Consider the following 22307-nt stretch of genomic DNA (forward strand, 5'->3'; position numbering starts at 1 on the left):
CAAGGACACCCGCCATGACTTCCGCCGCCCCGCGCCCCTCCGTGTTGTTCGTCTGCGTCCACAACGCCGGCCGTTCCCAGATGGGCGCCGCCTTCCTCACCCATCTCGCCGGTGACCGGGTCGAGGTCCGGTCGGCGGGTTCCGCTCCCGCCGAGACGGTCAACCCGGCGGTGGTCGAGGCCATGGCGGAGGTGGGGATCGACGTCTCCGCCGAGACGCCGAAGGTGCTCACCGTCGAGGCCGTGCGGTCCTCGGACGTCGTGATCACGATGGGCTGCGGGGACACCTGCCCCGTCTTCCCGGGCAAGCGGTACCTGGACTGGCGGCTCGACGACCCGGCGGGGCAGGGGGTGGACGCCGTGCGGCCGATCCGGGAGGAGATCGAGCGGCGGGTGCGCGGTCTGCTGGGCGAGCTCGGGATTCCGGCGACGCCGGCCTGATACGGGGGTGCGAGCTCCTCACCCCCTGTGCCACTCACTGTGCGGATGTCGCCGCCTCGATCCCGGGGTTCCGCGCGCAGAAGGGCCGCCGCAGACCACGTAGTACGATCCGCGCAGAACTTGACCTGAGGGCTTACGCCCCGGCGCCATCGCGCGGCCGGGGCCCCATCGTGTGTCCGGGGGGACCTGCGTGAAGACGGGGCGTTTTCCGCTGCTGGCCGCTGCGGCGACGGTACTGGGACTGACGGGGGTGATCGTCCCCGGGGCGGCCGACTCGTACGCGGTGTCGGGGGTGTCGCTGCCCATCGCGCGCTTCTCGCACCTGCTGGTGGACGCGGCCCACGGGCATCTCTTCTTCAGCGGGGGCGCCGGCACGGACGGCATCCTCGTGACCGATCTCGACGGCGGCGACGCTACGACGATCGGCGGGGAGCCGGGGGCCACGGGGCTGGCGCTGTCGGACGACGGTTCCACGCTCTACGCGGCGCTGCCGGACCAGGACGCGATCGCCGCGATCAGTACGGACACGCTGGCGGAGACCGCCCGCTACGGCACCGGTGCCGGTACGCGGCCCGACTCGCTGGCCGTCGCCGGGGGCACGCTCTGGTTCGGGTACGGGACGGCGGCGGGCACCGGTGGCATCGGGTCGGTGGACGCCACCGGGACGGTGAAGACAGCGCGGGACGACGGGAGTTGGGCCGGCACGCCCATGCTGGCGACGACGCCGACACCGTCCGGCGCGCTCGTCGCGGCCGTACAGACGGGGGACACCTCGGCGTTCGTCACGTACCGGATCGCGGACGGCGGCGCGCTGACGCGGCAGGCGGCCCGGACGGAGCCGATCCCCGACCTGACCGACTTCGCGGTCAGCGCGGACGGGCAGGACGTCGCGGTCGCGTCGTCGCGGAACGTGTTCGCGAACCGGCTCCGCTTCTCCGACCTGGCAACGGAAGGCGCGTTCGGCAACGCGCTGGGCGCCCCAGCCCTGGCCGTCGCGCCCGATGGCACCCTGGCCGGCTGGGACGGCCGGGCGTATCTGACCGTTCCGGTGAGCGGCTCCGGCTTCTACGGCGAGCACGTGATCGACGATTCGCTACGGCCGGCCGCGCACGGGCTCGCCTGGACGCCGGACGCGAGCCGGCTGTACGCCGTGTCCGTGGACCCCGCCGGCGGAACACCGACGTTGCAGCTGACCCGGTCCCCGGAGACCGCCGCCGTCAGGATCATCGGGCCCGGCACCGAGCCGTTCGCTCCCGGGGAGCCCCTGTCCTTCACGGCGGTGTTCGACTCCACGCTCTCGCTCGACGCGGGCGACAACGGTCAACTCCCGGGCTCCGTACGGATAACGCGCTACGACGACACCCATCCGGACGGCGTGGCCGTACCCGACGTGACCAGGGTCCCGGCGAGTCCGAGGGCCACCTTCGGCACGTACGGCATCCAGGACACCGCCCCGCTCACCGGCACCCTGAGCTACCGCGTCGACTACTCCGGCGGCGGCCACTACGCCCCGGCCACCCGGACCTTCGACGTCCCCCTCGCCAAGTACGAGCCGACCCTGACCCTGTCGTCGCCCGCCGCCGGCACCCGCGCCGCGCCGCTCGTCGTCACCGGTCAACTCACCTGGCCCCACGCCCACTTGACGACCGGCACGGTCCACGTGGTCAAGACGGACGCGGCCCACCCGTCCGGCTACGCCCTCCCCGCGGTCACGCCCGCAGCCGACGGCGGCTTCACCGTCCACGACACACCGCAGGTCGGCAGCACCAACACCTACACCGTCACCTACGACGGCGGCACGGCCTACCTCCCGGTGACCGCGTCGGCGAACGTCCAGGTCTCCCGGGCCACTCCGGCGCTGAGCGTCACGGCGAACGCGGGCGCCTACCGTTCCGGTGCCGCGGCCAAGGTCACCGCGCACCTCGGGACGACGTACAACTCCCGTACGGTGACGCTCTATTCGCAGCCCGCCGGAAAGTCCCGCACCCAGCTCAGGACCGGCCGCGTCGACTCGTCGGGCAACCTGGTGGCGACGGTCAAGGTCACCCGCAACACCACCTTCACCGCGGTCTTCGCGGGCGACTACCGCTACGCCCCACGGACAGCGACGCACGCCGTGACGCTCACACCGGCCGTGACGCGGACCCAGCTGCAATGGCCGCTCGCGACCACCCGGATCGGTTCGACGACGTATCAGGTGTTCTACAAGTCCGAGGTGAACATGGGCTACGACCTCAAGGTCGCTCCCCACCAGTCCACCGGATGCATGTCGGTGTACGTCGAGCGCTCCACCTCGGGAGCGTGGCACCAGGTCACCTCGCAGAAGTGCGTGCCGTTGTACGGCGACGGCTGGTACGGCTACAGCCGCGCCCTCGAACTCTTCGCGGACAACGGCCGTTACCGCCTGCGCGGCCACTACACACCGCCGACCAAGGGTGCGCAGACGGGGTCCGCGTGGAGCGGCTGGACCTACGTCACCGTCCGGCCCGGTAGGCCATGACCCTGCTGAAGGTCGTCACAGGGCCGACTTGATCGTGCGCAGTACCGCGTCCGCCATGCCCCGCTCCCCGCGCGCGTTCGGGTGCACCGGAGCCGCCGGGTTCTGCGGTGCGAGCGGTTCTATCCAGCGGGTGGCCTTCGCCGTGCAGGCGTTGTGGCCGGCGGAGGGGGTGTACGTGTCGACGTAGCCGGCCCCGGCCTCCGAAGCCCGTTGGCGCAGCATCGTGTTGAGCTGTTGCTCCTTCTCGCGGAGGAAGGTCACGTCGCCCGGTGCGAGGGACATCTCTCGGCCGCAGTCGGCGCTGTCGGAGGGCAGGATCGCCGGGTAGGAGACGACGTACACGCGGGCCTCGGGGGCGCGGCGCCGGACCTCGGTCAGGACCCGGGTGAGCCGGTCGCCGGCCGTGGCGATCTTCTGCTTCACCTTGTCGGAGTCGCCGTTGACGTAGTTGCGCTCGCAGGGCGCGTCCTCGGTGAAGTACTTGCCGCTGCCGGTCAGTCGGTACAGCGCGCCCATGGCCACGCACCGTTTGATCACCGAGCCGAAGCCGATGTCGTTGCCGCCGATGCCGACGGTGACCAGGCGGGTCTCGGACGAAAGCGCCCTGAGCTGGGGCGGGTTGGTGCCGTCGTCGGTGTTCTGGTGGGTGGTGAGGTCGGCGGTGGTGGCGCCGCTGCAGCTCACATCGCGGAACTTCCCTCCCCTGAGGCCGAGTTCGGCGGCGACGAGGGCCGGGTAGTTGCCGGCGGAGCGGTCGCAGCCGGCGGGGGTTCCGGTGGGGTCGGTGATGCCGGGACCGGCGGTGTAGGAGTCGCCGAGCGCCACGTACGGGCCCTTGGACGGGGCGGAGTAGGCGATGCCGGTGTGGTCGTCGCCGCCGTCGCCGTCGCGGGTGACCAGGACGACGGTGAGCAGCGTGCCGCAGGCGAGGAGCCCGGCGACTCCGGCCTGTACGGAGGTCTTCATCGAGGTGCCCTCTCGCTGTCGGAAATTGAGTAAATGCGGCTAAAACTTGCGTAGTTGGACGTCCGCGGGCCCGGCGACGGGCGGGGGGAGTGCCCCGTCGCCGGGCCCGGGACTTGCGCCGGTCCCCGTCCCCACAGGATCCGGCGCCGCGGGGCCGCCACCGCTCTCGGCGGCCCCGGTCTGCGGGATCCCTAGGGGACGGGTGTGAGGCGGGCGGTCGGGGTGTCGGTGGCCGGTGCCGGGACCTTGTGGCTCAGGGCCTCGCCCTCGACGTCCACGCGGGGGAGGATCCGGTTCAGCCAGCGGGGCAGGTACCAGGCCTTGTGGCCGAGCAGGGAGAGGACGGCCGGCACGATCGCCATGCGGACGACGAACGCGTCGAACAGGACCGCGATGGCCAGCCCGAAGCCGATCATCTTGATCATCGAGGCGCCCGCGCCGATGAAGCCCGAGAACACCGCCATCATGATCAGCGCGGCGGCCACGACCACCCGGGCGCTGTGCCGGAACCCGGAGACGATCGCCTGCCCTGGCCCGTCCCCGTGGACGTAGGCCTCACGCATCCGGGAGACGAGGAACACCTCGTAGTCCATGGCGAGTCCGAAGACGATGCCCACCAGGAAGATCGGCATCAGGCTCATGATCGGGCCGGTCTGGTCGACGCCCAGCCAGGAGGCCAGGTGCCCCTCCTGGAAGACCGCGACGACCGCGCCGAGCGCCGCGAGCACCGAGAGGAGGAAGCCGAGGGCCGCCTTCAGGGGGACCAGGAGCGAGCGGAAGACCAGGAGCAGCAGCACGATCGCCAGGCCCACCACCAGGGCCAGGTACGGGATCAGCGCGTCCTGGACCTTCTGCGCCACGTCGATGTTCAGCGCGGTCGTACCGGTGACCTCGAAGCTCGCGCCGGAGGACTTCGACTCGATCCCCGATCGTTCGTCGCGGATCGTCTGGACGAGCTGCTTGGTCTTCTCGTCGGTGGGGCTGGTGGCGGGGGTCGCGGAGAACACCGCCGTGTCGCCTGCCGTGTTGAAGCGGGCCGGTGACACGGAGACCACTCCGTCGGTGGCCGCTATCTCCTTCGAGATCGTCGCTACGGCACTCTTCGCGTCCTCCGCCTTCTTGGCGTCGACGACGATGGTCAGGGGGCCGTTGAAGCCGGGGCCGAAGCCCTGGGCGAGGTCGTCGTAGGCACGGCGTTCGGTGGTGGCGGTGGACTTGGCCTCGTCGCCGGGCATGCCGAGCTGGAGGTTGAGGGCGGGCAGCGCCATCGCGCCGAGGCCCACGACGCCGAGCAGCAGGACGGGGATCGGGTGGCGTACGACGATCCGGGCCCAGCGGCTGCCGCCGTTCTCGCCGTTGCCCCGCTCGGCCCTGCCCTTGCCCTTGGCCTTGTTCTTGCGTTCGCGGCGGGAGAGGACGGCGTTGGGCCAGAAGCCGAGGATCGCCGGGACGAGGGTCAGGCAGATGAGGACGGCCAGGAGGACCGCGCCGGCCGCCGCGAGGCCCATCTTCGTCAGCATCGGGATGCCGACCACCGACAGACCGGCCAGCGCGATGACAACGGTCAGACCGGCGAACACCACTGCCGAACCCGCCGTACCGGCCGCCAGTCCGGCGGCTTCGCGGGGCGCGTGGCCCTTGGCGCGTTCCTCGCGGTAGCGGGAGACGACGAACAGGGCGTAGTCGATGCCGCAGGCGAGGCCGAGCATCGTGGCGAGGGTGCCGGTGGTCTCGGAGAGGCCGAAGGTGCTGCCCAGGGCGAGGACCCCGGACATGCTGATGGCGACGCCGATGATCGCGGTGAGGAGGGGCAGGCCGGCCGCGGCCAGCGAACCGAAGGTGATGAGCAGGACCACGGCCGCTATCGCGATGCCGATCGCCTCGGCGCTGCCGCCCGCCGCGGGCTGGGTGGCGAGCGCGTCGCCGCCGACCTCGACGGTCAGGCCCGCGTTCCGGGCCGTGTCGATGGCCCGCTCCAGATGGGTCTTGGCGGAGTCGGTGAGGTCGTGGGCCTTCACCTCGAAGGTGACGGTGGAGTACGCCGTCGACGCGTCCTTGCTCACCGCCTTCGCCGCGAACGGGTCGACGGCGGAGGCGACTTGGGAACCGTCGGCCGCCTCCGTCACCAGCTTCTCGATCGCCGCCCTGTTCTCGGTCGCGGTGACCTTCTCGCCGTTCGGCGCGACGAACACGATCCGGGCGTTGGCGCCGTCCGCCGCGGTGCCGGGGAAGCGCTGCTCCAGCAGGTCGAACGCCTTCTGCGACTCGATGCCGGGCATGGTGAAGCCGTCGTCGGGAGCGGCGGGGGCCTTGGTGGCGGCGAATCCGACGGCGCCGAGGACCGCCACCCACAGGAGGGTGACGAACCAGCGCCACCGGAAGGCCACGCGGCCCAAGTGATAGAGGAGAGTAGCCATGGCTGGGGAAGGCCTCCGAGTCGGCGGTCGGTCGAGATCCGGATCGCGTTCGTGATCGTGGTCTCAAGCCTTCCGCCGGCCGCTCCCCGGCACGAGGGAGTGCCCTCCCGAATGGATGGTGTAGCCCGCTACACCACCGGGCCCCGCACGGAGCGGCTCAACCCGCGTGCAGCTCCGTCAACTGGCCCAGCGGCAGGGTGTGCTGGGTCTGCAGGACCTTCGCGCGTAGATACCGGACGTTGTGCGGGGTGGTGAACACACCGGTCGGGACGCGGTCGTGGACCTCGATGCCCAGGCCGCGCAACTGGTCGGCCTTGTCGGGGTTGTTGGACAGCAGGTCCAGGGACGTGATCCCGAGGGCGGTGAGCATCTGGGCGGCGGCCGTGTAGTCGCGGGCGTCCTCGGGCAGGCCCAGCGCGGTGTTCGCCGCGTACGTGTCGAGGCCCTGGTCCTGGAGGGCGTACGCGTCGAGCTTGTTGTAGAGGCCGATGCCCCGGCCCTCCTGGCGCAGGTAGAGCAGGACACCGCCGCGGTCGGCGATGCGCTCGACGGCCTCGCGCAGCTGGGGTCCGCAGTCGCAGCGGGCGGAGCCGAAGACGTCGCCGGTCAGGCACTCGGAGTGCAGCCGGACCAGCGGGGTGGTGCCGGGGGCGGGGTCGCCGAGGACGACCGCGACATGCTCCTGGCCGTCGGTCAGGCCGTGGAAGGTGACGAGTTCGGCGTCGACGCCGTAGCCGTCCTGGAAGCGCAGCGGTACCCGGACGCGGGCACGCGGGGTGGCGGCGGGGAAGTCGGGCATGCGGGTTCTCCCGGTCCGGTGGACAGTTGTGGCCGTTGCCGGATGTGCTTCAGTTTTGAAGCACATCCACGATCACGGAGACTACCCCATGCTTTAAATTTGAAGCAACAGAATTGTGGGACGGCTCACGAACACGAGGGGGAGGAGCGGCGGCGCCACGGCACGTCCTCCGGCGCCTCCAGCGCCCGCGCGATACCGGTGCTGATCTCCTCCAGCTGGCCCACCTGCTCCGGGGTGAGATGGTCGAAGATCGCGGCGCGCACGGTCTCGACATGGCCCGGCGCGGTACGCACCAGGACGGCCATCCCCTCGTCGGTCAGGACGGCGGTGCTGCCCCGCTTGTCCGACGGACACCCCTCACGGCGCACCAGACCGTCCTTCTCCAGCCGGGTCACGGCGTACGTCAGCCGGCTCCGGGTGATCTTCGACTTCTCGGCGAGGTCGGTCATGCGCAGCCGGTGGTCCGGTACGTCGGAGAGGTTGGCCAGGATGGAGTAGTACAGGTGGGGCATGCCGGCCTCCTGCTGGAGCTGCCGGTCGATCGCGTCCTCCAGGAGGTGCGTCGCGGCGATGTACGCGCGCCAGGCGCTCTGCTCCTCGGCGGTGAGCCAGCGAGTCGTCATGCCCCCAGTGTAGTTTTGTTTCAAACTTGAACCAAGCCCCGCCGTTTCCCAGCCCCGCTGTTCCGTCGAGCCGAGAGCGCGTCGATGTCCTTCCCCTACGTCCTGCTGTCCGCCGCCGTCTCCCTCGACGGCTACCTCGACGACACCGGCCCCGACCGGCTGCTCCTCTCCAGCCCGGCCGACTTCGACCGCGTCGACGAGGTCAGGGCGTCCGTGGACGCGATCCTGATCGGCGCCGGCACGATCCGCGCCGACAACCCCCGCCTCCTCGTCAACTCCCCCGAGCGCCGCGCCGCCCGCCGCGCCGCCGGCAAGCCGGAATACCCCCTCAAGGTCACGGTCAGCGGCTCCGGCGACCTGGACCCGACGGCGAATTTCTGGCACACGGGCGGCGGCAAACTCGTCTTCACGACGGACAAGGGCGCGGAGCGAGCACGCCAACTCGGCCTCGCCGCAGACGTGTTCGCCCTGGGCCCGGAACTCGACTGGCGCCGACTGCTCGAACACCTCCACTCCGTCAGGGGAGTTGACCGCCTGATGGTCGAGGGCGGCGGCACGATCCACACCCAGCTGCTCCAGCAGGGCCTCGCCGACGAACTCCACCTCGTCCTGTCCCCCCTCTTCGTGGGCACTCCGGACGCCCCCCGCCTCTTCGGCCCCGGCACCTACCAGGCAGGCCGCCTCCGCCTCGTGGAGACCCGCCCCATCGAGGACGTGGTCCTCATGCGCTACGAACCCACCGCCCCCGGCACCGGCGACCTCCCCTCCGCCGCCGACCACCACTGGCTCGCCCTGGCCTGCGCCCTGGCCGCGGACTGCCCGCCTTCGGAGACGGCGTTCAGCGTCGGCGCGGTGGTCGTGGCCGAGGACGGCACGGAACTCGCCCGGGGCCACTCCCGCGAGGCCGGCGACCCGGTGGTCCACGCGGAGGAGGCGGCCCTGGCCGAGCTGGACCCGGCGGACCCCCGCCTCCCCACCGCCACGGTCTACACCAGCCTCGAACCCTGCACCCATCGCGCCTCCCGCCCCAAGCCCTGCGCCCGTCTGATCCTCGACGCGGGCGTACGGCGCGTGGTGACGGCCTGGCGCGAGCCGGACACGTTCGTGGAGGGGGCGGACGGGAGTGGGATGTTGGCGGCGCGGGGGGTGTCGGTGGTCGTACTGCCGGAGTACGAGGAGCGGGCGAAGGCGCCGAACCGGCATCTGCTCGGCTGAGGTGCACCCACCCCTCTCCGCAGAAATGTGACACCTCGGGGGGTGAGTGTCACGTTTCTGCGGAACACCCCCTGCCCCCCGGCCCTCGCCGCTCCCCGACCGGCCCATCAGATCCTGCGGCTCACCGCCCACCGGGTCACGCTCGCAGTGAACCCGGTGCGGACAACGCGGAGGTAGGACACATGAGGGCAGTGGCGGTGCTGGGTGCGACCGTGGTCGTAGGGCTTCTCGCCTCCTGCGCGGCGACGGACACCGGTACCCGGACCATGGCACGGGCCCTGCCCGCCGACGCGGCGTTCACCCACCCCGGAGTGCTGGTCAGCAAGGGCCAGTTGGACGCCGTACGGAAGAACGTGACCGCCGGCAAGCAGCCCTGGCTGAAGGCGTACTTCGGGATGCGGGACAGCAAGTACGGGTCGTACAAGTACACGGCGAAGCCGTACGCCGACGTCGACTGCCCCTGGAACGGCAAGGCCGCGCACGGCTGTGTCGAGGAGCGCGAGGACGCGATCGCGGCGTACACGCAGGCCCTGCTGTTCAGCATCACCGGGAAGCAGCACCACGCGCTCAAGGCGCGGGAGATCATGGACGACTGGTCGGCGAGGATGAAGGAGCACACCTCCGAGGACGCCGGGCTCCAGACCGCGTGGGCGGGCTCGACGTGGGCGCGGGCGGCGGAGATCGTGCGGTACGCGCCGGGCGCCGGGTGGCCGGCGGACCGGGTGCGGCGGTTCGCGACGATGCTGCGCACCGCCTACCAGCCCGAGGTCACCAAGGACCTGCCGGACTACAACGGCAACTGGGACCTCGCGATGACCGACGCCGCGATCGGCATCGCCGTCTTCCTCGACGACCACAAGGCCTTCGACGCGGCCGTCACCCGCTTCCGCGACCGCGTGCCCGCCTACTTCTACCTCGCCAAGGACGGCAAGGTGCCGCTCACCCCGGCCCGCTCCAGCGTCACCACCCCGCAGAAGCTGACGACGTACTGGTTCAAGCAGACCACCTTCAGGGACGGCGTCGCCCAGGAGACGTGCCGCAACTTCAAGCACGTCGGGTACTCGCTCGCCGCCACGGCCCACATCGCCGAGACCGCCTGGCACCAAGGGGTCGACCTCTACAACGAGGTCAAGGACCGGCTCGCCGCCGCCCTCGACCTCCACGCCCGCTACCAGCTCGGCGAGTCCGCGCCCGCCTGGCTCTGCGGCGGGAAGGTCGACCGGAACATGGGCCCCGACCTGGAGGTCGCCCTCAACCACCTGGAGGACCGGCTCGGCATGAAGGTGCCCTCCGCGCACCGGCTCGCCGAGTCGACCCGGCCGGCCGGCAGCGACGACCTCTTCGTCTCCTGGGAGACCCTCACGCACGCCGGGAACCCGGCCGACTGAAACACGTGTGACATCGGACCCCGCGGATGGCGTATAGTTGCAATCACAACGGCGCGGGGTGGAGCAGCTCGGTAGCTCGCTGGGCTCATAACCCAGAGGTCGCAGGTTCAAATCCTGTCCCCGCTACTAAGGCCAAGGGCCGGAATCCGGAAACGGATTCCGGCCCTTGGTGTTTCTCCCTCGCGTTTCTCCCCCTGTCGGCCCACCCCGCTCGCCGCCCTCCCCCCACCGGGAAAAACTGGACGCGTGGAGGAGGAGGGTCCGTACATGCGAGCCGGCGGGCGCCTGCCCGCCGATCCCGTGCCCGACCCCGGCCTCGGCCGCGTCGAGGGACGGCGCATCTCGAACACCCGCGCCGTCGTCCACCGCCTGCCCGCGCTGCTGCTGATCGTCGGCGCGTTCTACGACTACCTCACCCCGCAGGACTTCACCGCGGCCCCGTTCTTCACCGCCGCCCCGCTCGTCGCCGCCCCGCTGTACTCGCGGCGCGGCACCGTGCTCACCGGCCTGGCCTCCGTCGCCGTCGTCCTGGTGACCCACATCAGGCTCGGCATCGTCCTCCACGCCGACGCGGTCACCGAGGCGGCCACCGTGGCGACGGTCGCCGTCCTCGCCGTGCTCATCAACGTCCTCGTCCGCCGCAGCAGCGAACAGCTCGCCTCCGTGCGCGAGATCGCGGAGGCCGCCCAGCGCGCCGTACTGCCCGAACCGGCCGAGCGGATCGGCGGGTTCGAGATCGCGGCACGCTACGAGGCGGCGCAGGAGGGCGCGTTCATCGGCGGCGACCTGTACGCGGTGCAGGACACCCCGCACGGCGTACGGCTGGTCGTCGGCGACGTGCGCGGCAAGGGCATGGGCGCGGTCGCGGCCGTCGCCGTGGTCATCGGGGCGTTCCGGGAGGCCGCCGAGCAGGAGGTCACCCTGGAGGCGGTCGCGCAGCGGCTGGAGCGGGCGCTGGCGCGCGAGGGCACCCGGCGCGACGGGCTCGACGCGTTCGAGGGGTTCACCACGGCCGTCCTCGCCGAACTCCCGCACGGCGACGGCGTCGTACGGATCGTCGACCGGGGCCACCCGCCGCCGCTGCTCCTGCACGAGGACGGCACCGTGGACACCCTGCTCGTCAAGGAGCCCGCACTGCCGCTCGGGATGGGGGAGTTGGGGTTCTGGCCCGACCGCGTCGAGGAGTTCGCGTTCCCGGGAGGTTCCACGCTGCTCGTGTACACCGACGGCCTGTCCGAGGCCCGCGACTCCCACGGCGTCTTCTACGACCCCGGGGAGCGGCTGGCCGGCCGGACCTTCCGCAGCCCCGAAGCGCTGCTCGGCATCCTCGCCAAGGAGGTGCGCCGGTACTCCGGGGGCGGGATGACGGACGACATGGCGATGATCGCCGTACGGCATCCATGACCGGCATGTACGGCGGTTGTCACGGGCCGTGACCGGGTGGGCGCCCTCCGCATAACAACTGACATACCGTCAATGGCTGTGGGAATTCTGAGACCTGGTCAACTCGCCCGATTTTCGCCGGTGGTGGCCCGTTCGTCCAGCAAGGAAAGGTTAATGATCAAGCGGAACAGCTTGGAATCGGGCACCCGGGTCTATTAACGTTCGATAACGCAGCGCGGTCGTCCCAGCCGTCACAAGAGACGGCTCCGTGCGCACGCGCCGAATCCCGCGAGGGAACCGGGGAACCACCACTTGGGGTGAATCGCTCGTCGACAGCCGTGGGTACACGGCAGGTTGACGCGCGTAGGAGACCTTCCTGCTCCGAACCCGTCAGCTAACCCGGTAGGCGAGAAGGAAGGAAAGGAGCGCGCCCACGTGGCGTCCAACTCTGCTGCCCCAGAAGCCCCGTTCGTCTACGGCGGTTACCGCCCCGACGAGGGCCCCTGGGAGGAGTGGAACCCCAGCGCGGAGTCCGTTCCTCCCCAGCGCGGCAAGCACCGCGTCGCCAAGCAGCGCGGCGGCGGGGGATTCGCCCGCAGCTCCACCGTCCTGGGCGTCGGTGTCATAGCCGCCGTGAGCGCCGGCGGGATGGCCAGCGCCAACACCGGCAAGCCGCCGGTCTCGATCTCCCTGCCCGACCTGCCCTCCGTGGGCCACCTGCTGGACGACTCCTCCAGCACCCCCAAGGGTTCCGCGACCGCGCTCAGCAGCGTCGGCGTGACCACCACCGAGACCGCCAAGGGCACCTCGGGCGCGGGCGAGCTGCTGCGCAACCGGATCATGGAGCAGGCCGAACTCCAGCAGCTCCAGGTCGACGGCAAGTCGCAGGCCGCCGCCGAGGCCGCCGTCGCCAAGCAGGTCGACGCCGCCGCGGCCAAGGCCGAGAAGGACGCCGCGAAGAAGGCCGCCGACGCGAAGAAGGCCGCGGAGGCCGCCGCCAAGAAGAAGTCCGAGGCCACGAAACTCGCCGCGCTGGCCAAGCAGTACACACTGCCGGTCGGCTCGTACACGATCACCGGCACCTTCGGCCAGGCCGGCACGATGTGGTCCTCCGGCTACCACACCGGCCTCGACTTCGCCGCGCCCACCGGCACGCTGATCAAGGCCATCCACAGCGGCACGGTCACCGAGGCGGGCTGGGCCGGGGCGTACGGCTACCGCACGATCATCACCCTCAGCGACGGAACCGAGCTGTGGTTCTGCCACCAGTCCTCGATCAACGTCAGCGTCGGCCAGAAGGTCGCCACCGGTGACGTCATCGGCCGCGTGGGCGCCACCGGCAACGTGACCGGGCCGCACCTCCACCTGGAGGTGCACCTCAACGGCGCGGCCACCGCCAGCGACCCGGCGCCCTGGCTGCGCAGCAAGGGCCTCAACCCCTGACCCACCCGCTGGAATATCCGGTTCCGGCCCGGCGGTTGACGTGGAGCATGACTTCTCTTCGCAAGCTGGGCCGGTCCGACCTCGAAGTGTTCCCCCTCGTCCTCGGCGGCAACGTCTTCGGCTGGACCGCCGACGAGGCGGACTCGTTCGCCGTGCTCGACGCCTACACCGCCGCCGGGGGCAACTTCGTCGACACCGCCGACTCGTACACGGCGTGGATCGAGGGCAACAAGGGCGGCGAGTCCGAGACCGTCATCGGCAAGTGGCTCAGGTCCCGCGGCAACCGCTCCGACGTCGTCATCGCCACCAAGGTCAGCCAGCACCCCGAGTACCCGGGCCTGTCCGCCGCCAACATCAAGGCCGCCGCCGACGCCTCCCTCACCCGCCTGGGCACCGACTACATCGACCTCTACTACCCGCACTTCGACAAGGAGGAAGTGCCGGTCGAGGAGATCGTCGGCGCGCTCGACGACCTGGTCAGGGCGGGCAAGGTGCGGCACATCGCCGCCTCCAACATCTCCCCCGAGCGGCTCCAGGCGTCCCTCGACTTCTCCGACCGCGAGGGCCTGGCCCGCTATGTCGCGATCCAGCCGCACTACAACCTCGTCTCCCGCGACACCTACGAGGGCGAACTGCGGGACGTAGCCGAACGCGGCGGCCTCTCCGCCCTTCCGTACTTCGCGCTCGCGGCCGGCTTCCTCACCGGCAAGTACCGCCCCGGTACGAGCGTGGAGAGCGCCCGTGCCGGACGCGCGGCGCAGTACCTCGCATCGGAGCGCGGCCTACGGGTGCTGACCGCCCTGGACGAGGTCGCGCAGGCCCACGACGCCCCGGTCGCCACGGTCGCCCTGGCCTGGCTCGCCGCCCGGCCGACGGTCACGGCCCCGATCGCCTCGGCCCGCACGGTCGACCAACTGCCCGCGCTGCTCGCCGTGGCCGAACTGGAGCTGACGGACACGGAGATCGCGAAGCTCACGGAGGCGTCGGCCTAGGCAGGCATCAGGACCGGTACGGGTTGTACACGGGAGTCCCGTACGACCCGTACACCGGCGGCCACGGCGGCACCACCACCGGCACCGGTGGCGCCGTCCGCCGCGCCGCGTAGTCCAGCGCGGGCCGCGCCACCTCCCGGCACAGCCACAGCCCGTGCAGCAACTCCCTTTCCCGTACGGCGAAGTCGGCGCCGGCGCGGCCCCGTCCGGCCCGGTGCCGCAGGAACGCAAGGGAGGTCGCGTACGCCTCGTACTGGGCGACCGAGCGGGCGGCCGGTCTGCCGAGGCGGTGGCCGGCGTACTGGCGGGCCAGGCGGCGGGCCTTCATCGAGCCGAGCACGAAGGGTTCGGCCGGGGTCAGCCAGCCCGCGCAGACGTACACGGGCAACTCCTCGCGCACGGTGCGCAGTTCGCGCTGCCGGGTCCAGACCGCGAGCCAGGTGAGCAGGCCGAACGCGGGGACCATGAAGGCGCCGTAGACCTCGAAGAAGCCGTACTGGCCGAACGTGGAGGAGCCGTTCCACATCGCGTGCATGCCCATCGCGAGCAGCAGTCCGGTCAGGGGTACCAGCACGCGCCGGACGTGGTGCCGGTCGGGGGAGAGGGCGGCGATGCCGAAGCCGATGCCGGTGAGGACGGTGAACAGGGGGTGCGCGAACGGGGACATGACGATACGCACGAAGAAGGTCGCCGCGGTGACGGAGGCGAAGCCGCGGTCGCCGGTGAGCTGGTCGGTGCCGAAGGCGGTGCCGAGGTAGAGGATGTTCTCGGTGAACGCGAAGCCGGTGGCGGTGACCCCGGCTATCACCACCCCGTCGACGATCCCGGTGAAGTCCCGTCTGCGGAAGAGAAAGACGAGCAGCACGGCTGCCGCCTTCGCCGACTCCTCCACGATCGGGGCTATCACCGTCGCGCCGAGGGTGTCCGCGCTCGCGGGGTCCGCGGTCGTGGTCGCTATCCATCGGGTCGCGAAGCTGTTGGCGACGATCGCTATCAACGCGGCGGCGCAGGCACCCCAGGCGAAGGAGAAGAGCAGGTTCCGCCAGGGGCCGGGGTCGACCCGGTCCAGCCAGCGGAACGCGGCGACGAGCAGCGGCACGGGCAGTACGGCGAGCCCGAGGCCCACCAGGAAGCCTTCCGTGCCGGTCTGTTGGCGGACGAGGGCGAGGATGACGAGCCCGGAGAGCGTGAGCAGGGCGATCAGCGCGCCATGGCGGACCCACTTCCGCCGCCACCAGCGCACCCGCGGCCCGTGCCCGGGCACACCACCGGCGGGGTGGCCGGGGTGCGGGGGGTACGGCGGAAACGTGGCCACGGCATCGACCCTAACGAGGTAAGGGCACGGCCCGCGAGGGAGCCTGGCGTCAGCGCTGGTCGTCAGTGCTGGTCGTCGTGGGGTACGCGACGGAAGAGCAGATCGTTCACGACATGTCCCTTGTCCAGTCCCTGGCCCTCGAAACGGGTCAGCGGCCGGAAGTCCGGACGGGGCGCGAAACCGCCGTCGGTTTGGCTGTTCTCGAAGTCCGGGTGCGCACCGAGCACTTCGAGCATCTGTTCGGCGTACGGCTCCCAGTCGGTCGCGCAGTGCACGGTCGCCCCTGGCTTGAGGCGGGTCGCGGCGAGGGAGAGGAACTCCTCCTGGATCAACCGGCGCTTGTGGTGCCGCTTCTTGGGCCAGGGGTCCGGGAAGTACACGCGCAGGCCGTCGAGCGAGTCCGGGGCGAGCATCTCGCGCAGCAGGATGATGGCGTCCCCGTTGGCGACGCGGATGTTGGACAGGCCGTGGTGGTCGGCGAGGCCCAGGAGGTTGCCCTGGCCCGGGGTGTGCACGTCGGCGGCGAGGATGTTCGTCGCCGGGGCGTCGGCGGCCATCTGCGCGGTGGCTTCGCCCATGCCGAAGCCGATCTCCAGGACGACGGGGTTGTCGTTCCCGAACAGTTCGGTGAGATCGAGGTTCCGTTGCCCGTCGATGTCCAGGCCCCACTTGGGCCACAGGCGGGCGAGGGCGTCGGCCTGGCCTGTGGTTACCCGACTCCGGCGCGGCTGGAAACTTCGGATGCGGCGTTCGAAGTGGGAGCCGGCGGGGTCGGGCGTCGGCCCGTCGGGGAAACGGGGCTGGCCCTTGGCTCGGGTGTTGGGTGAGTCGGTCACAATGCGGTGATTTTACGGGGCGTCCGCCTAAGCGTCTGCGTGGCTTGTGTCGTCTTGCGAGTGCGGGTGCGTTGTGGCTGGTCGCGCCCGCGCGGCGGAGCCGCACATGTCACAGCCCCGGGCCCCTAGGGGGTTGCCCTTCCCGGGGTTTTGAGCGGGAGGCGTTTCTCCTCGCCCAGTACGGCCAGTGCTCGTCTGGCGACCTCTCTCCCGATCGGCAGGGACGCGGTGGCCGCCGGGCTCGGGGCGTTGAGGACGTGGACGGCCCGCGGGCCCTCCTTGATCAGGAAGTCGTCGACGAGGGTGCCGTCGCGGAGGACTGCCTGGGCTCGTACGCCCGCCGGGGACGGCACCAGGTCTGCCGCTGTCACGGCCGGGAGGAGGCGCTGTACGGCGCTCGTGAACGCGCTCTTGGACACCGACCGCCGCAGCTCCCCCGCCCCGTACCTCCAGTGCTGCCGGGCCATCCGCCACACCCCGGGCCAGGCCGCCGTCGCCGCGATCTCCCGGGGGCGTACGACACCCCAGCCGTAGCCCTCGCGGGCCAGCGCCGGTACCGCGTTCGGCCCTACGTGCACGCTTCCGTCGATGCCGCGGGTGAGGTGGACGCCGAGGAACGGGAACGCCGGGTCCGGTACCGGGTACACCAGGCCCTTCACCAGCTCGGGGCGCGTCAGCGTGTAGTACTCGCCCCGGAACGGCACGATCCGCATCTCGGGGTCGTCGCCGGTGAGGCGGGCCACCTCGTCGCAGTGCAGGCCGGCGCAGTTCACCAGGACGCGGGCGCGGACGATGTCACCGCCGGCCGGGGTGGCCGTGCGGACGGCGACTCCACGTTCCGGGCGCCGGTCGATGTGGGCGACGCGCGTGCCGTAACGGATCTCCGCGCCGGAGGCCTCGGCCAGGTGGCGGGCGACCTCGGTGTAGTCGCAGATGCCGGTCGTGCCGACCTGTATGGCGGCGAGGCCGCGCACCTCCGGTTCGTACTCGGCGATCTGGGAGCCGCCCAACTCACGCACCGGAATGCCGTTCTCCCGGCCGCGCTGCACGAGCGCGTGCAGGCGGGGCAGTTCGGCGCGCTCGGTGGCGACGATCAGCTTGCCGGTGACGGCGTGCGGGATGCCGTACTCCGCACAGAACTTGACCATCTCGGCAGCACCCCGCACCGCGTACCGCGCCTTGAGCGACCCGGGTTTGTAGTAGATCCCGCTGTGGATCACCCCGCTGTTGCGGCCGGTCTGGTGGCGGGCGGGCCCGCCTTCCTTTTCCAACACCGTGACGCGAGTGCCCGGCGCGGCACGAGTGATCGCATACGCCGTGGACAGCCCGACAATCCCGCCACCAACCACGAGCACGTCACAGTCATACCCGACCACGGTGCACCACCTCCCGCCTCCGATAGTGCACTGCACCACTGACAGTGCCTTCAAACCCGGGGAAGGGCAGCCCACCTAGGGGCGCGGGGAACTGCGCGACCAGCCACAGCGCACCCACACTCGCAAGACGACACAAACCACGCAGATCCCTAGGCGGGCGCCATCAACAACGGCCGAGCCCTCTCCCGCAGCTCAACAACCCGCGGCTCGTCCCCATACGGCTCCAGCCGATGCAGAAGATCCTTCACATACTCGGTCGTCCGCGCCGAAGAGATCCGCCCGGCGACCTCCACCGCCCGCACCCCCTGCTCACACGCCGCATCAAGATTCCCCGACTCCAACTCGGCGACCGCCGAGACAACGAGCCGGAGACCGTGCGACCGCACGAACTCCTCCGTCGGCTTCGACAGCGCCTGCTCCGTGAACCGCCGTACCTGACGCGGCGCCTTCAGATCCCGGTAGCACTCGGCGGCGTCCGCGGCGAACCGGTCGTAGGAGTAGAACCCGAGCCAGGAAGGATCGTTGTCGCCGTCACGGGACCGCTCCAGCCACCCCTCCGCCGCCTTCAGCGCCGCGCCGGCCGCCTGGGCGTCCCCCGCCTTCGCGTGGGACCGCGCCTCGACGAGCCGGAAGAAGCTCATCGTGCGGGCGGTCGCCAGGCCCCGGTTGCGCTCCAGGGCCGCCTGCGCGAGGTCGACACCCTCGTCGCCGAAGCCGCGATACGTCGCCTGCAACGACATCGACGCCAGCACATAGCCGCCCAGCGGTACGTCCGCCGCCGCGCGGGCCAGCCGCAGCGCCTGGATGTAGTACCGCTGCGCCGCCTCCTGTTGACCGGTGTCGAAGGCCATCCACCCGGCGAGGCGGGTGAGTTCGGCGCTCGCGCCGAAGAGCGCTCTGCCGACCTCGTCGGAGTACGAGCCGAGCAGCAGCGGTGCCGCCTCGACCCGCAGACACTCCGGCACCATCGACGAACGCCAGTCGCCGCCCCCGTACTTGGAGTCCCAGCGCCTGGCGTCCTCCGCGGCCTCCCGCAGCTTCTGCACATCGCTGTGGCCGACTTTGAGCGGTGTCCCGGAGGCCTCCGCGGAGTTCGCCTCGCGCGCCACCGAACTGTCGGCCGGGGTTATGAGCCACCGTGAGGCGGGCGTTGCGTATGCGCTGACTGCGAACGACCCGGCGAGCGACTGCCAGATGCCGCCGCTGCCCGCCCGGCGGCCGGCGAGGTCGAGCCGGTACAACTCCGTTGCGGAACGCACGGCTTGACCGACGTCCCGGGGGAAGGCGAGGCCCACTTCCGGCGCGGGATCCGCGTCCGCCAGGCCGATCTCGTGGAGCGGCACCGGGCGGCCGAGCTTCTGGCCGATGGCGGCCGCGATGAGGTGCGGGGCGGCGCCCTGGGGCACCATTCCCTTCGACACCCAGCGCGCCACCGACGTCTTGTCGTAGCGAAGTGTCAACCCGCGTTGAGCGCCAAGATCGTTGACGCGACGCGCGAGTCCTGCGTTGCTGATTCCCGCGAGGGCGAGAACGGTGCCGAGTTTTTCGTTCGGCCCGCGTTGCTCCCTGGACATGCGCCACCCCTCGACACAGACGGCTGCCGCGCTGGCATAACCATGCGGCATTCGTAAACCCAGCGTAGTTCGCCGCATCCCAAGCGTTAAGGGGCATTGTTCCGGATGGCGGGATTGTGGTCCGTACGCGAGTGCGGGGTTTGCACGCAGGGTTGCGACGTGCCCCCGCCGTGTGGCCGTGCGCCCGTGCGTGCGCTCTTCTCCGGCCATCGCGGGAGCGCTTCGATGGATCGTGCGTGGGTCGGCCCGCTGTACTGGATCCAGTGGGCTGGGGGACACCGCCGCCTACATCCCCGCGGGCGGCGGACCGGTCCGGGAGGCGTACTCCGCCTCCCGGACTGTGCGTGGTGCGAAGCGGTGCGCACGGCATGTACGGAGCGTGCGCAAGCCTGTGCTCGTAAAGCCGATTTGGCCGAAAACCGCCCCCACCGCTTGGTGCCCAATACCGCTCCTACCACGGGAGTTGAGGGCGCGTTAGATGTTTTGGGGGAGCGTATCGGGGGCGCATTCGCGTCGCGGACGTAGGGTCGTCGTTGTCCGGTTGTCCCTCGTCCCGGGCGTCCTTGTGCGATCGCGAGCGGCTTCTCCCGCTCTCCGGAAGGCGTCCTTCATGGCAGCATGGTGCCCAGTTCGTGCGGTGCACTGGTTGTCCACAGCCTGTGGAGGCGTCGATGCGGTGGTTGGTGGGATGGAGCAGTACCGCCGCTGGAGCCGCCGCGATCGGTTCCGCGGGGGCGACCGGGCTCGACGGTGAGACGGTGCACCCGGTGGGGTCCCAACTCCTGTGGGGCGACCCGGATCCGCTGTGGGCGGTCGGCGACTGGCGGCCCGACGAGGTGCGGGTCGTGAAGGTCGACGCGGAGACCCGGATCGCGGTCCTCGGTACGTGCGGCGCCACCGACGAGGAACTGCGCCTCAGCCTGTTCTCCGCGCGCGGAGGGGCACTTCGGCATCTGACCGCCTGGTCCGGCAGTTACACGGCGGTCGTCAAGGTCGGCCGCCGCACCATGGTCTGCGGTGATCTCGCGGGCGCCAAGCCGGTGTTCTACACCCCCTGGGCCGGCGGTACGGCCTACTCCACGGCCGCGCTCCCGCTCGCCGACCTCATCGAGGCCAACCTCGACTTCGGGCACCTGGCGGCCCTGCTCGCCGCCCCGGACGTGCCGGCCGCGCTGCACGACTCCACGCCGTACGACGGGGTACGTCGCATTCCGCCGGGGCACGCGCTCATCCTGCGCGCCGGGGCGCGCGAGATCGCCGGGTACGAGCCGGTCGCCTCCCTCGCCGTCGCCGCCGCGCCCGTCGACCCCGACAGCGCGGTGGACGCCGTACGAGACGCACTCGTCGAGGCCGTGCGCGCGCGCCTGTCCGCGCCCCGGCACGTTCCCGACATCGACCCGGGCCCGGTGCCCGGCATGGGGCCCGCGGAACGGCGTGCCGCGCGCGGGATGCCCGTCCCCGGGATCGGCGCCGACCTCTCCGGCGGGCCCGCCTCCGGGACCCTCGCCCTGCTCGCGGCCGGACTGCCGGGGGCGCCGGGCACGGTCCTCGGGCACGGCACCGGCGCGGGCGAGCGGCTCCTCGCCGTCACGTTCAACGATCTCGCCGTCCGCGGGCGCGAGTCCGAGGTGGAGCGGGCGGGCACCCTCGCGGCCAACCCCCGCCTGCACCACGTCGTGGTGACCGGCGGCGAGGACGTCCTGCCGTACGCCGAACTCGACGGCCCCCTCACCGACGAACCCGGCCCCTCCCTCATCACCGCCGCCCGCCACCGCGCGCGGCTCGCCGCGGGCAGCGCCGACCACTTCACCGGCTACGGCGCCCGCCAGGTCCTGGACGCGCACCCCGCGCGTCTCGCGGATTTGCTGATGGACCGCAAACGACGTCATCTGGTGCGCCCGGTCGCCGCGTTGGCGAAGGCGGACGGTTCGGTGATGGTCCCCGCGCGCGTGTACGGCGCGGCCCGCCGGCTCGCCCGCACTCCCTACGGCGCGGGACTCGAAGTCCTCGCCGACCGCCTGATGAACCAGCGCTTCGAGGAGCCCGGCGGCGCCGTCGGCGCGTCCCTCGCCGCGCTCACCTGGGCCAGGCCGGGGCCCGCCGCCCGCTGGCTGACCGGTGAGGCCCTGGCTGAAGTATCGGTTCGCCTACAAGGGGCACCCAGCCGCCAGGGCCAGGGAGTCGGCCCGGGACAGCGCCCCGGCGACTTCCGCGCGCGGGCCGCGCTGGCCCGGCACGCGGGCGACCTGCGCGTCCTCGAACAGGCCGCCGAGATCCGCTCCCAGCGCCTGCACACGCCCTTCCTCGACAACCAGGTGGTCCGCGCCTGCCGCACCCTTCCCGAGGCGCTACGGGTCCAGCCCGGGGCCCGCGCTGCCATTCTCCGTACGGTCCTGGAGGGCGCCGGCGTGGGCGACCTCCCGCCCGGCTGGGGCGCCCCCTCCCACGCGTCGTCGGCAGCCGCGGCCCGCACCGGGCTCCGGGTGGCCGCGGACTCCCTGATCGACCTGTTCAACACACCCCTGCTCGCCCAGGCGGGCCTGGTGGAGGCCCGCGTCGTCCGCAAGGCGCTGCGCGCGGCGGCACAGGGTGAGCCGCTGCCCCTGGACGGCCTCGCGGACCTGGTGTCCCTGGAACTGTGGCTGGGACGGCTGCTGGCCCGCCGGGGCACATGCTGGACGGGGACGCCGGCACGCGCGCGTGCGGTACCAGCGGGGATCAGGCCGCAGCGGGGGGCGTTGGCCTCCGGCGGGGGTGCGGGGGTGGCCTGAGACGGGCCCCAAGTGGGCGGTGGGTGGCGGTGCTTCCGGCGGTGGCCTTCGCTGACCCGGGAGTCCGAGTTCGGAGGGCCCCGGAGCCGGACACCGCCCGGGATGCTGTCGCCGCGAATGTGCCACTTCATGCCGGTGGTGTCACATTCGCGGAACCGGGACCCGTTCCACGCGGCTCGACGAGACGTGTGACCGGCCAGGTCGGACACGGCAGGGCTCCAGCCGCAGGGTGACGAGGACCCGTTCGTGGCCCGGCCCGGATCTCAAGT

At 71.5% G+C, this 22307-nt stretch carries 16 protein-coding genes, 1 tRNA gene and 1 riboswitch; of the genes, 9 read left to right on the forward strand and 8 right to left on the reverse strand.

Annotation, left to right across the window (positions count from 1 at the left end):
• Positions 1–14: 14 nt before the first annotated feature.
• Positions 15–440: an arsenate reductase ArsC gene (locus ACIQBL_RS37375; RefSeq protein WP_401950318.1), complete on the forward strand. Its 426-nt coding sequence runs from the start codon at positions 15–17 to the stop codon at positions 438–440.
• A 190-nt stretch (positions 441–630) separates the two neighbouring features.
• A complete protein-coding gene (locus ACIQBL_RS37380) occupies positions 631–2940 on the forward strand; it encodes a hypothetical protein (RefSeq protein WP_401950321.1) in 2310 nt (769 codons plus the stop codon).
• Positions 2941–2955: 15 nt separating this feature from the next.
• Here the strand turns inward: ACIQBL_RS37380 and ACIQBL_RS37385 are convergent, their stop codons facing one another.
• The 4 genes from ACIQBL_RS37385 to ACIQBL_RS37400 all read right to left on the reverse strand — a co-directional run bounded on the left by ACIQBL_RS37385 (position 2956) and on the right by ACIQBL_RS37400 (position 7745).
• Positions 2956–3906, reverse strand: coding sequence for an SGNH/GDSL hydrolase family protein (locus tag ACIQBL_RS37385; protein ID WP_401950324.1), 951 nt, complete (start codon positions 3904–3906; stop codon positions 2956–2958).
• 191 nt (positions 3907–4097) lie between these two features.
• Positions 4098–6323, reverse strand: a complete 2226-nt coding sequence (locus tag ACIQBL_RS37390) for an MMPL family transporter (RefSeq protein WP_401950327.1) — start codon at positions 6321–6323, stop codon at positions 4098–4100.
• A 157-nt stretch (positions 6324–6480) separates the two neighbouring features.
• The gene (gene ribA, locus ACIQBL_RS37395) at positions 6481–7122 is read right to left on the reverse strand and encodes a GTP cyclohydrolase II (protein ID WP_401950329.1); all 642 of its coding nucleotides are present in this window, start codon (positions 7120–7122) and stop codon (positions 6481–6483) included.
• A 125-nt stretch (positions 7123–7247) separates the two neighbouring features.
• Complete coding sequence (locus ACIQBL_RS37400) at positions 7248–7745, reverse strand: MarR family winged helix-turn-helix transcriptional regulator (RefSeq protein WP_401950331.1); 498 nt, start codon at positions 7743–7745, stop codon at positions 7248–7250.
• Positions 7746–7829: 84 nt separating this feature from the next.
• On the opposite strand from ACIQBL_RS37400, the gene ACIQBL_RS37405 reads away from it, so the two are divergent.
• From ACIQBL_RS37405 to ACIQBL_RS37430, 6 genes are all read left to right on the forward strand, one after another.
• Complete coding sequence (locus tag ACIQBL_RS37405) at positions 7830–8960, forward strand: dihydrofolate reductase family protein (protein ID WP_401950333.1); 1131 nt, start codon at positions 7830–7832, stop codon at positions 8958–8960.
• A 182-nt stretch (positions 8961–9142) separates the two neighbouring features.
• Complete coding sequence (locus tag ACIQBL_RS37410) at positions 9143–10348, forward strand: alginate lyase family protein (protein ID WP_401950336.1); 1206 nt, start codon at positions 9143–9145, stop codon at positions 10346–10348.
• Positions 10349–10400: 52 nt separating this feature from the next.
• Positions 10401–10474: transfer RNA gene (locus ACIQBL_RS37415), tRNA-Met, on the forward strand.
• Between the two features lie 141 nt (positions 10475–10615).
• Entirely contained in the window at positions 10616–11752 is a 1137-nt protein-coding gene (locus ACIQBL_RS37420; RefSeq protein ID WP_401950339.1) for a PP2C family protein-serine/threonine phosphatase, read from the forward strand.
• Between the two features lie 246 nt (positions 11753–11998).
• Positions 11999–12155, forward strand: a riboswitch (cyclic di-AMP (ydaO/yuaA leader).
• 11 nt (positions 12156–12166) lie between these two features.
• Positions 12167–13174 (forward strand): M23 family metallopeptidase, encoded by a 1008-nt coding sequence (locus ACIQBL_RS37425; RefSeq protein WP_401950342.1) that lies wholly within the window; start codon positions 12167–12169, stop codon positions 13172–13174.
• 47 nt (positions 13175–13221) lie between these two features.
• Positions 13222–14166, forward strand: coding sequence for an aldo/keto reductase (locus ACIQBL_RS37430; protein WP_401950344.1), 945 nt, complete (start codon positions 13222–13224; stop codon positions 14164–14166).
• Positions 14167–14173: 7 nt separating this feature from the next.
• On the opposite strand, the gene ACIQBL_RS37435 is transcribed toward ACIQBL_RS37430, so the two are convergent.
• From ACIQBL_RS37435 to ACIQBL_RS37450, 4 genes are all read right to left on the reverse strand, one after another.
• Positions 14174–15481, reverse strand: coding sequence for a PrsW family intramembrane metalloprotease (locus tag ACIQBL_RS37435; protein ID WP_401950347.1), 1308 nt, complete (start codon positions 15479–15481; stop codon positions 14174–14176).
• A 62-nt stretch (positions 15482–15543) separates the two neighbouring features.
• Positions 15544–16317, reverse strand: coding sequence for a tRNA (guanosine(46)-N7)-methyltransferase TrmB (gene trmB / locus ACIQBL_RS37440; RefSeq protein WP_401950350.1), 774 nt, complete (start codon positions 16315–16317; stop codon positions 15544–15546).
• Between the two features lie 125 nt (positions 16318–16442).
• On the reverse strand, positions 16443–17693 hold the full coding sequence (gene lhgO, locus ACIQBL_RS37445; RefSeq protein ID WP_401950353.1) for an L-2-hydroxyglutarate oxidase: 1251 nt from the start codon (positions 17691–17693) through the stop codon (positions 16443–16445).
• Positions 17694–17842: 149 nt separating this feature from the next.
• Complete coding sequence (locus tag ACIQBL_RS37450; RefSeq protein ID WP_401950356.1) at positions 17843–19267, reverse strand: MFS transporter; 1425 nt, start codon at positions 19265–19267, stop codon at positions 17843–17845.
• A 671-nt stretch (positions 19268–19938) separates the two neighbouring features.
• Here ACIQBL_RS37450 and ACIQBL_RS37455 point away from each other — a divergent pair.
• Positions 19939–22038 carry an asparagine synthase-related protein gene (locus ACIQBL_RS37455; RefSeq protein ID WP_401950358.1) on the forward strand — a complete coding sequence of 700 codons (2100 nt, stop codon included), beginning with the start codon at positions 19939–19941 and terminating at the stop codon, positions 22036–22038.
• Positions 22039–22307: the final 269 nt, after the last annotated feature.

The organism is Streptomyces sp. NPDC088350, from assembly GCF_044753545.1.
Lineage (GTDB): Bacteria > Actinomycetota > Actinomycetes > Streptomycetales > Streptomycetaceae > Streptomyces.

What these genes read in the sequence shown, in the direction of transcription:
- ACIQBL_RS37375 (WP_401950318.1), top strand. Translation starts at nt 15, where the DNA reads ATGACTTCCGCCGCCCCGCGCCCCTCCGTGTTGTTCGTCTGCGTCCAC.
- ACIQBL_RS37385 (WP_401950324.1), bottom strand. Translation starts at nt 3,906, where the DNA reads ATGAAGACCTCCGTACAGGCCGGAGTCGCCGGGCTCCTCGCCTGCGGC.
- ACIQBL_RS37390 (WP_401950327.1), bottom strand. Translation starts at nt 6,323, where the DNA reads ATGGCTACTCTCCTCTATCACTTGGGCCGCGTGGCCTTCCGGTGGCGC.
- ribA (WP_401950329.1), bottom strand. Translation starts at nt 7,122, where the DNA reads ATGCCCGACTTCCCCGCCGCCACCCCGCGTGCCCGCGTCCGGGTACCG.
- ACIQBL_RS37400 (WP_401950331.1), bottom strand. Translation starts at nt 7,745, where the DNA reads ATGACGACTCGCTGGCTCACCGCCGAGGAGCAGAGCGCCTGGCGCGCG.
- ACIQBL_RS37405 (WP_401950333.1), top strand. Translation starts at nt 7,830, where the DNA reads ATGTCCTTCCCCTACGTCCTGCTGTCCGCCGCCGTCTCCCTCGACGGC.
- ACIQBL_RS37410 (WP_401950336.1), top strand. Translation starts at nt 9,143, where the DNA reads ATGAGGGCAGTGGCGGTGCTGGGTGCGACCGTGGTCGTAGGGCTTCTC.
- ACIQBL_RS37420 (WP_401950339.1), top strand. Translation starts at nt 10,616, where the DNA reads ATGCGAGCCGGCGGGCGCCTGCCCGCCGATCCCGTGCCCGACCCCGGC.
- ACIQBL_RS37430 (WP_401950344.1), top strand. Translation starts at nt 13,222, where the DNA reads ATGACTTCTCTTCGCAAGCTGGGCCGGTCCGACCTCGAAGTGTTCCCC.
- ACIQBL_RS37450 (WP_401950356.1), bottom strand. Translation starts at nt 19,267, where the DNA reads ATGTCCAGGGAGCAACGCGGGCCGAACGAAAAACTCGGCACCGTTCTC.
- ACIQBL_RS37455 (WP_401950358.1), top strand. Translation starts at nt 19,939, where the DNA reads ATGCGGTGGTTGGTGGGATGGAGCAGTACCGCCGCTGGAGCCGCCGCG.